The organism is Vibrio sp. Vb1574, assembly GCF_033338675.1.
Map to the genome: position 1 here is coordinate 19,675 of NZ_JAWOTC010000058.1, position 8,072 is coordinate 27,746.

Below are 8,072 nucleotides of genomic sequence, written 5' to 3' on the forward strand. Positions count from 1 at the left end.
ATTACGTAAATGAGCGTACCTTAGCTACTCTTTAAACTCGCCGCGTCAGGTGTTTGGTCAGTGTGCTTTCTTTCGGCAATGTGTTTCAAATACGCAATTGCAGCAAACATTGCTAGGTAGACTGCGCTTCCCCCCATAAGAACACTCGACCAACCACTATGTTGCCAACAATAAAGAAGTAAGAATCCTCCCAAACTACCGCCTACATAGTAGTGTACTAAGTAGAGCGCTGTCGCGGTGGCTTTGGCGCGAGTGGCATTCTGACCGACCCAACCGTAGGCGAGGGTATGAGTAAAGAAGGCACCAAAACTTATCAGCAACAACCCAAATAGCATTGCAGTCAAGCTTTCAACCGCCGCAATCCACATCCCCGTCATGCTCACTATCGCGCCCAAGAACATGCCGAGGATTGATGAATAACGTTTACTCCAGTGGCCTGCGCAACGAGAGGAGAAAGTTCCTCCCAAGTAACAAATAAAGATCAGTGAGGCCAACCCGACGGGCACATTGTGAGGTTCACTCACCAGACGGAACCCCATTACGGAGTAAAGGTTGACGAACAAAGCAAAGTTGAGTCCTCCTATCAGCATCGCGAACCATACGCGTTGGTTTTTAAAATGACCAATAAGCGCACGATTTTGATGGCGCAAGCTGCTTGATGACGGGGTGAAGTTGCGCTGTGTTGGCAATAAATAGTGAACGCCAATGACACCAAGAAGAGTGAACACCATCATAACTTCAATGGCGACATCAACATTGAAATTGTCCGCCAATAAGCCGCCGCTAATACGTCCTGCAATACCGCCTAATGAGTTAGCCGCAATGTACGTTCCAATTGCCATCGAGAAAGCGTGCTTGTCGAGCTCTTCTGCCATGTAAGCCACGGCGACTGCAGCAAAAGCTGCGAGCGCGACACCGATCAGTGCTCGACATACCACCAAAAACAGAAATGAGTCACCAAATAGCATCAAAGCGGAAAGGGTAGGAATCGAAAACAGACCAGCCATCATGACTGGCTTTCTTCCCACTGATTCTGACAACACAGCCATTGGAACGAGGCTAAAAGAGAGAGCGAGTGTTGAGGCCGCAAATAACCAGTTCACTTGCGTTTCTGAGATCGTGAAAATTTGAGCAAAAGTGGGCAGCATTGGCTGTAGTAGGTATAAATTTGAAAAAACCAAGAAGGAACCAAGCGCTAGCGAGAGCGTAATGCGTTTGTATTCCGGTGTGCCAAAACTGACCATGAATCCTGCCTAATGTGAGCAAATGGAGAGACTGTGATCAATCTATCAGTTCGTTATAAATTAAAAAAATATATTAAAAATATGGACACCATATATTTTTGATCTAATGGAATCGAAACAACTTAAACATTTTCTGGCGGTCGCTGAACACGGAAACATTACCCATGCGGCGAAAGCCCTGCATATTGCCCAGCCCGCATTAAGCATTTCTATCAAAAAGTTTGAGCAGTCTTTGGGCGTTACCCTATTTCGCCGTGATGATAAAAAAATCAGCTTAACGAAAGAGGGCGAAACGCTACTTATACATGCCAAGCGGGTGATTCAACAGTTGCACGACGCGCAGCTCGCGATTGATGAGTTGAAAGGTTTAGCGAAAGGCGAAGTACGACTCGGGACGCCATCAATGATGGGCAGTTATTTCTTTCCACGAATTGTGATGGCGTTTAAAAGCCAGTTCCCGGAATTAAAATTGACCTTGGTCGAAGCTGGGACTCAATCGATTCGTCGTATGCTGCTTAATGGTCAACTCGATATCGGTGTGATCAGTTGTGATAACGTGCCTGATGACCTAGAAACTGATCATTTATTTACTAGCCAAATGGTCGCAGTTGTTTCACCTGAGCATGAGTTAGCCCAGCGAGACTCTCTTACTTTTGATGAGTTTTTTGAACACGATTTGGTTATGTTTCAGCATGGCTATTTTCACCGCGAATTTTTGGATCAGGTGAGTGAGGAGCATGGGTTTACCATGAAGTCATCATTCGAGACCAACTTACTGCCTTTGATTTTGAGTATTGTGAAACAAGAGTTTGCGATTACCGCGTTACTGGAATTGGTGACTCAACATGAGTCGGGCGTTGTTGGCCTACCGTTTGAACCACCCGTTACGCTGGATCTGGCACTTGCTTGGCGCAAGCAGGGGTATTTATCAATAGCAGATCGAACGTTTATCGACTTTATCAAGCGCTACGTTTAAACGCAGCGCAGATTCATTGTTCGAGCACTAGTCGCCTTTGTACATCTTCTCGAAGTTCTTTGGGTTCCAGCCAATCATTACCCGATCACCAATTTTTAAAACTGGCACTGAACGAGCACCAAGCGCATCAAGTTCTTTGCGACCGCGTTGCATCTTAGCATTGCACAAACGATAGTTAATATTTTTCGAATCCAGATAACGTTGAGCATCTTTGCAGTGAGGGCATTTGTCTTTGACGTAAAGGACGACACGTTTCATTGAGTTTCTCTCCATTATCATTGGGAGGCGAAGTTTAACGGCCTTTCACCATAAATGAAAGGCGAAAGCTAAGGTGAAACTGTCCTTTATCTCAGGTATATTGAGCGCCTTTATTTTGTCATAACAGACGTTAATTCTATGCATCCGTCACTTCGATACATTCAAGGCTACCCACAAAACATCGTAGAGCAGGTGAGCTCATTGATAACGAATGGCAAGTTTGTTCCTTGGTTCGAAAAGCGTTATCCCGATAGGCACCAAATCAAAAGCGAAAGGGCGCTCTATGAGTACGCCATGGCAATCAAAAACTGCTACATGAAGAAAGCCGCGCCAATCAGTAAAGTTGTCTACGATAAGAAAATTCATGCGGTAAACAATGCGCTTGGTTTGCACAGTGTTATCAGTAGAAACCATGGCGGTAAGCTGAAGTCGAAAAACGAGATTCGCATTGCCAATGTATTTAAGGATGCGCCCGAGCCACTATTAAGAATGCTGGTGGTACATGAGTTGGCGCATACTCGTGAGAAAAACCACGACAAGGCGTTCTATCAGCTATGTTGCTACATGGAGCCTGAGTATCACCAACTCGAATTTGATGCTCGTTTGTTTATGATTTACCTCGATTTAAAAGCGAATTTGAATGAAGAACAATAATCACAACGCGAAGCAAGCAAAGCCAAAGGCTTCAAAGGCGGCTCAGAATACAGACGCGAATAAAGCCAAGCCGAAGCGTGTTAAAGACAAAGTTGCGCGCAAATCTCCGCAGCCTGCAGGAAAGAGCGAAGTCGAGTTCATAAAAATAGCGAAGAATGGTTTGCATGAGCGTAATGTTCATCGAGGTCGTTACGATTTTAAAAAACTCGTGGAAAGTGAACCACAGTTAAAGCCATTCGTTATCAAAAATCCGAAAGGGGAAGACTCCATAAACTTCTCTGATCCTAACGCTGTTAAAATGCTCAATAAAGCATTGCTTGCTGCGTATTATGGTATCGAGTTCTGGGACATTCCCGACACCTACCTTTGCCCACCGATTCCGGGCCGCGCTGATTACATTCACCGAGTGGCAGAATTACTTGATGGTGAAGTAAAAGGTCAGTACACGCACCAAAAAGTGAAAGCGTTGGACATTGGCGTGGGAGCAAACTGTATTTATCCGATTGTTGGTGTAACAAAATACGGTTGGCACTATACGGGCAGCGATGTCGATCCAAAATCCATCCAATCGGCTCAAACGATCGTAGAGCACAATCGTGTTTTGACGGGAAAAATTGCACTAATACAGCAACACAATGATGCCAATATTTATCGAGGTATCATTCAACCGAATGATCGTTATGATGTGACGACATGTAATCCGCCATTCCACCGTTCGGCGGAAGATGCCGCTATGGGCAGCCAGCGTAAAATCGATAATCTAAAAGCAAACCAGCGTAAGAAAGGGCTAAAACCTCAAACCGCACAAGTAAAGACAAGTAAGCCCGCGTTGAATTTTGGCGGTCAAAACGCTGAATTGTGGTGTGAAGGTGGAGAAGCGGCGTTTATCCGAAAAATGGCGAATGAAAGCCAAGCTTTTGCCGCGCAGGTCTTGTGGTTTACAACCCTTATATCCAAAAAAGACAACGTTCGTCCGATGCGCAAGCAGCTTGAAAAATTGGGTGTGAAAGCCATTCGTGTGGTTGAAATGAGTCAAGGGCAGAAAGTGAGCCGCTTTGTAGCTTGGTCATACATGGATAAGCAACAGCGCAAAGCATGGATTGAACTAAAGTAACGTTGACCGTTTCACACTGAACAATAAAGTAGGAAGCCCGCTGATATCAGCGGGCTTCTATTTTGGGAGATCTAAAACTTAATGTTGGGCTCACAATCTAGTGAACTGAGAGAGACAAAAGTATCTGTTTTGGCATAGTACAAGCCACAGGTTTCACCTCTTATCTGCAACGTATATTGGTCTGGAAGATCCGTATAGCTGCCATCCAACAGTTGATTGTTGTTCCCTTTTACTCGTCCTTTTTCAATCAACAAATGCGGTGAAGATTCAAATACGTTATTTGCGATTCTAGGTGCTGGTGTCCCTTGGATTTCTGCGATCGCGTTTTGAATCTCTATGACTGTTTCCGGAGAGTTCTTTTTACTCAATGCTTCAACGGGTTCTTGTGACATAGCTTGGCATCCTATCAAAGAAATCGAAGTGCCTAAGAAAAGCGCAACCCGAATCAGCATTCGTAAAAAGTTAGTTGATCTCAACATGAATTGCCTCTGTTCGTAGCGGAGAGCGAAGATCGCTTAACTCCGGAGATGAAATGTTACGCGGCATGGCGTTGAAACTTGAAGGGGATACTGGCGGACAGGTTCCTGTTTCCATGTAGTTTAGCGCCGCAGAAAGCATACCTTCAGACGGATCGCCTAATGGTTTTGTTAGGTCGTCATTGACCCAGCAACCTTCCACTCTATTGTTTAAGCCTAGCTCGGTATTGATTTGGCTCTTTGGAGTAGGAATAAAACCATCAGCGAAGTCGCCAAATTTTTTCTCGTTCGCCGACTTGAACTGAATAGTGTAGTACATAGTGCCGCAGTTTTGTTCTGGTGAGAACCCATACGGTTTACCTGTGGTTGTTGAGCCTATTTGGATAACCTCCACATCAATGCCGCGCAAAGCGTTGATTAGCAGTTCACTTGAGGAAGCCGTGCCTCCTGAAGTCAGCACATATACGCGCTTTTTGTTCAGTGTCGGAAGCACTTGGTCCGAATATTTCTGTGCTGCCCAGTCTATTGCTAGATTTGTAAAGCGATAGATGTTATCCCCATCTTTAATGGTACGCATCACTTTGTCATTGTGAATCAACTCACTGAAGACTCGGTTCTGACCAGCACCGCTTAGCATGTAGCCTACTTGCGAGGACTGAAGGACTAAGCCACCGCCGTTGTAACGTAAATCAACGACGATCTCGTCAACATTCTCTGCTGAGAGCGTACTGAACGCCTCAATAAGCGGGGCTTGAGCGCTTGGTTCAAAGGAGTTGTATTGCAGATAGCCGATCCGCATACCTTTGTGTGTAATCACTTTGGCATTTTTAACTGGAGAGGTCATGACATCAGAGGCGGTAAGCGTCACGGTTTTCACTAGACCGTCGACACTCTCAAATGTGAAGGTGTAATCTTGATTGATGTCAGGGTTAAAGAGCGTTTTGTTAATAAAATCAATGTCGGACTGACTACCGGTGTTAACCACATCAATATTATTGATTTTCAGAAGCTTATCACCACGAGCAATGCCGCTTCTATCAGCTGGCGAGGCTTCTTCAGTGTAGGAAATACGAACGTCTCGAGGTTGTACGCCACGTAGGAATGCCCAGTTGAAACCAAATCCAGCAACTAAACCGGATTGCGATGATTTCATATCATCTTCATAAGAGACGGTAAAATGGAAGCGATCTTTTGGTTTACCCGTCGCGGTAGTAGCAGAGGTGACCAGCGTATTGAAGTAATCAGTAACAGTTTTGTAGTTTGCTGGATTATTATCAGGAACCTCGTCATACCATAGATACGTTTCGTTAGTAAAAGCTCTTAAAAAGAGTTTTTCGTGTAATGCAGAGCCCAATTTATCTGGATAGGCGGCATAGTTGTCATATGGGTCCAGTCCGACGCGGGGCGTTTCACATTGGTTGATAAACGTTTTCGACGGTTGGCTAAAATCATGAACTTTCCACGTTGGACCGTTTGCACTGCTAGTGGACGGAGTAGGTGATGAGCTATCACCGCCACCACCGCCACAGCCTTGTAATAATGCGAGAGTGACTGCCGTTGCTAAAGAATACTTAAATTTCACTTTTCTATGTCCTTATAAATAATAGAATTATAATTATGTGTTTTGCTTTTGTTTTTATTAGCTAGGTGAATGTATTAATTTAATTTGTTCGTCTGCAAATTTATAGTTAAATAGTGTGAGGTAAATAACGTAAAAAAGTTGTCTTTTATACTTAAGCTAAATTAGTCATTACTTAAGTTTTCTGTCTATTTCAAAAGAGCTAACAAGACAATTAATAAGTGTGAAATTAAGACAAGTTCTTAGTTGACTAAGCGACGCTTGCTAAATAAAAAATCAGAATTAGATTCAGGAAACGCTTTGAATCAATAGTTTGGTAGGGATATATGATGTTATCTCGGGGGTGTTTGATTTAATTATCTGATGCTTTAACTTAATTTAGTGAGTTGAGCGACGTGCTTTAATAAGCTTCCGTCAATGTTAGGTAAATCATCAGCGAAAAATATCTGAGCACCGGGAGTGCAGCGCATTAATATATTTGTTAGTTCACCTTCATTGTTGGAAGTGTTAACTGCGTTAAGTTTCGCTAATTTATTACAAAGCTCGTCCTCTATTTGCACTTTCTGCTCTTCGGTGAGCCTAATGCGACCTATACATACGCCTGGGTTGATATCATGAGAAAGCGAATCTTGTTGAAATCGCTCTTTGAATAAGGTGTCTAATGCCGTACCTTCTTCCATAATAAATCGACGACCAGAACGGTAAAACAAGCCGTCTCCGAAGTTTTCGACATATCCTAGAATTTCCGCGATACGCAAATAGAATCGTAAGCTTGTATCAGAAAGTCCGTAAGTTTGGGCTATCTCTTGCGGTTTAATATCACGAGAAGTCAGCATATAAATAAAATCAAGTAAATAAGGATGCTCAACGAAAAGGGCGCTCTCTTCATCTGTTAGCATTTGCTCGTTTTGGTGCTGAAGCTCGTTGGCTAAGGTTGCGAGTTCGATGAGATCGGTATTCAGGTAGTTCAGATAAATAAGTACTTTATCCAAACCTAAAGCTGGATTATGTAGGTGGCGTTTAATACTAGATAAAGGGATGCCACTTTTCTCTGACAAGGAATTGTAGCAAAGCCCTTCTTCTTTAATCTTTTGTCGTAGCGCTGCAAGTAAAAACTTTGGTCCAACATTCATCCTTGAATATCACCTTATTCGTTATTCCGTTTACTGGCTGATATTTTGCCTTTCAAGCAGCAGGTTTCGAATCGCTGTGCCTGCTTCTAGAATGTGCTTTTTCAGTAGGTACTTGGCGCCTTCGATATCGCGATTTTGGCACATTTCAAACAAGCTTAAGTGCTCTTCTTCTGCCTTTTTAATGCCTGTAGTAAACAATAGCTGCATGCGTATGTATCGGTCACACTTTGTGTTCAGGTTGTAAATGACGTCCATAGTTTCAGGCATGTTGGCTGGCGCATATAGGGCTTTGTGGAACTCGTAGTTGTAGTTGCTCCATTCTTCTACTTCGTCGCCACTATTCACTACTGACTCGAAACGTTCGCGAACTTCGCGCGCGCGTTCAAGGTCAGCGTCTGTCATATTTTGAATCGCGCGCTCTAAAATGTGGCATTCCACGACAGCGCGCAGTTCAAATAGCTCATTGATTTTCTCTGGAGATAGCTCAGTGACCGTCGCACCTTTGTGAGGTTCAAAGCTAACGAGTCCTTGTGCTTCCAATTGAACTAACGCTTCACGCACAGGAATTCGGCTAACATTAAACTCTTTTGCTAACGCATCTTGACGTAAAGGTTGACCAGTTTTTAACTCGCCCTTCA

At 43.8% G+C, this 8,072-nt stretch carries 9 protein-coding genes; 3 read left to right on the top strand and 6 right to left on the bottom strand.

The window, feature by feature from the left end; genetic code table 11:
* Positions 1–20: 20 nt before the first annotated feature.
* Positions 21–1,244 (bottom strand): MFS transporter, encoded by a 1,224-nt coding sequence (locus R7O12_RS22355; RefSeq protein WP_318105183.1) that lies wholly within the window; start codon positions 1,242–1,244, stop codon positions 21–23.
* 106 nt (positions 1,245–1,350) lie between these two features.
* Between R7O12_RS22355 and R7O12_RS22360 the strand changes: the two genes are divergently transcribed.
* Positions 1,351–2,220 (top strand): LysR family transcriptional regulator, encoded by an 870-nt coding sequence (locus R7O12_RS22360; protein ID WP_213868416.1) that lies wholly within the window; start codon positions 1,351–1,353, stop codon positions 2,218–2,220.
* A 27-nt stretch (positions 2,221–2,247) separates the two neighbouring features.
* Here R7O12_RS22360 and R7O12_RS22365 read toward each other — a convergent pair whose 3' ends face one another.
* The gene (locus tag R7O12_RS22365; RefSeq protein ID WP_005377871.1) at positions 2,248–2,478 is read right to left on the bottom strand and encodes a glutaredoxin family protein; all 231 of its coding nucleotides are present in this window, start codon (positions 2,476–2,478) and stop codon (positions 2,248–2,250) included.
* Positions 2,479–2,616: 138 nt separating this feature from the next.
* Here R7O12_RS22365 and R7O12_RS22370 point away from each other — a divergent pair, with 138 nt between their 5' ends.
* Positions 2,617–3,132 carry a M48 family metallopeptidase gene (locus tag R7O12_RS22370; protein ID WP_318105179.1) on the top strand — a complete coding sequence of 172 codons (516 nt, stop codon included), beginning with the start codon at positions 2,617–2,619 and terminating at the stop codon, positions 3,130–3,132.
* A complete protein-coding gene (gene rlmF, locus R7O12_RS22375; protein ID WP_318126403.1) occupies positions 3,119–4,246 on the top strand; it encodes a 23S rRNA (adenine(1618)-N(6))-methyltransferase RlmF in 1,128 nt (375 codons plus the stop codon). Before R7O12_RS22370 ends, rlmF begins: the two co-directional genes overlap by 14 nt.
* A 71-nt stretch (positions 4,247–4,317) precedes the next feature.
* On the opposite strand, the gene R7O12_RS22380 is transcribed toward rlmF, so the two are convergent.
* The 4 genes from R7O12_RS22380 to R7O12_RS22395 form a co-directional block, all read right to left on the bottom strand.
* Entirely contained in the window at positions 4,318–4,638 is a 321-nt protein-coding gene (locus R7O12_RS22380; RefSeq protein ID WP_213871599.1) for a hypothetical protein, read from the bottom strand.
* 70 nt (positions 4,639–4,708) lie between these two features.
* Positions 4,709–6,304, bottom strand: a complete 1,596-nt coding sequence (locus tag R7O12_RS22385; protein ID WP_318105175.1) for a S41 family peptidase — start codon at positions 6,302–6,304, stop codon at positions 4,709–4,711.
* 365 nt (positions 6,305–6,669) lie between these two features.
* A complete protein-coding gene (locus R7O12_RS22390) occupies positions 6,670–7,434 on the bottom strand; it encodes a hypothetical protein (protein ID WP_005377865.1) in 765 nt (254 codons plus the stop codon).
* 30 nt (positions 7,435–7,464) lie between these two features.
* Positions 7,465–8,072, bottom strand: a 608-nt coding sequence (locus R7O12_RS22395; protein ID WP_318126405.1) for a GntR family transcriptional regulator, incomplete at its 5' end; no start/stop codon positions are given.

What these genes read in the sequence shown, in the direction of transcription:
- R7O12_RS22355 (WP_318105183.1), bottom strand. Translation starts at nt 1,244, where the DNA reads ATGGTCAGTTTTGGCACACCGGAATACAAACGCATTACGCTCTCGCTA.
- R7O12_RS22360 (WP_213868416.1), top strand. Translation starts at nt 1,351, where the DNA reads ATGGAATCGAAACAACTTAAACATTTTCTGGCGGTCGCTGAACACGGA.
- R7O12_RS22365 (WP_005377871.1), bottom strand. Translation starts at nt 2,478, where the DNA reads ATGAAACGTGTCGTCCTTTACGTCAAAGACAAATGCCCTCACTGCAAA.
- R7O12_RS22370 (WP_318105179.1), top strand. Translation starts at nt 2,617, where the DNA reads ATGCATCCGTCACTTCGATACATTCAAGGCTACCCACAAAACATCGTA.
- rlmF (WP_318126403.1), top strand. Translation starts at nt 3,119, where the DNA reads ATGAAGAACAATAATCACAACGCGAAGCAAGCAAAGCCAAAGGCTTCA.
- R7O12_RS22380 (WP_213871599.1), bottom strand. Translation starts at nt 4,638, where the DNA reads ATGTCACAAGAACCCGTTGAAGCATTGAGTAAAAAGAACTCTCCGGAA.
- R7O12_RS22390 (WP_005377865.1), bottom strand. Translation starts at nt 7,434, where the DNA reads ATGAATGTTGGACCAAAGTTTTTACTTGCAGCGCTACGACAAAAGATT.